Below are 930 nucleotides of genomic sequence, written 5' to 3'. Positions count from 1 at the left end.
GTGTGATTGATCCTGCTGGACTTGAATCTGTGTTTGAAGAACAAGTAATGCCCCGTGTTGAGTCTTGGTGGACTAATGAGCTGGGAAATGTCAATATGTCTTTTGGGAGTAAATAATGTCTCTAGTCCTAGAATTTGGCAATATTGATGGGTCTGGCGAAGTGTCAGCTTTGTTCTATATCAATGCTGTCACAAACTACACTAAGAAAGTCTCTGGTAAAGTTAGCAAACACCCGCTCGATGCGGGTGTTAGCATCTCGGATCACTTCATAGCAGACAACCTCACCTTCTCGATTAGGGGAGTTATCACTTCCGCAGATATTACATACGCAGCCTACACAACATCATTTGCGGCGGTTGGTGTGAATAACGTGCAAATGGGTGAACCACCTATCGCAATAACGGTAGACGATGGAAACTCATTACTTAGCAAGTTCATACCGGATGTTGTTGGACAATTCCTGTCTCCTGTCGAACCTGAAATTGTTGGGGATACGTCTTCTGTTAGCGAAGCTGGGGGAAGTTTTTCAGAATTTATTGAAAAAATGATTCTGAGTGTCATTTATAATCCTTCGACAAACTCTTACAGAAACAGCCTAGTTCCAGTTTCTTTGTATGAAATGGAGGGTAACACCTACAGCAAAGCTCCGTACTCAAATCTTATAGTCACTGACTTCACTGTAGAATAAACTCCTGACACCGGAAACGGCTGTCAATTTACTATGACACTGGAGCAATCCCGCTTTGTTGATATCAGAACAGATAAATTACCAGAAGATGTGAATGAATCTGTCAAGAAACAAGCAGCGCCTACCGAAAATAAAGGAAAGGCAGATAGCACCACTAAGCCTGTAGACGAAGTGACAGAGCAATCTCTTGAGAAAGACAAAGGTCCAACAACTTTGCGTAAGATGTTCGATCAGGGGGCAGA

The 930-nt window shown here is 42.7% G+C and carries 2 protein-coding genes; both read left to right on the top strand.

Going from position 1 to position 930, the window contains the following annotated elements; genetic code table 11:
• Positions 1–115: 115 nt before the first annotated feature.
• Complete coding sequence (locus J5M67_RS27220; protein WP_207888515.1) at positions 116–688, top strand: phage baseplate protein; 573 nt, start codon at positions 116–118, stop codon at positions 686–688.
• A 33-nt stretch (positions 689–721) separates the two neighbouring features.
• Positions 722–930: hypothetical protein (locus J5M67_RS27215; RefSeq protein WP_207888514.1), on the top strand; the 209-nt coding region annotated here is incomplete at its 3' end.

The organism is Pseudomonas sp. 30_B (genome assembly GCF_017491605.1).
Taxonomy (GTDB): domain Bacteria; phylum Pseudomonadota; class Gammaproteobacteria; order Pseudomonadales; family Pseudomonadaceae; genus Pseudomonas.
This window is presented reverse-complemented; position numbering and strand designations above follow the sequence as displayed.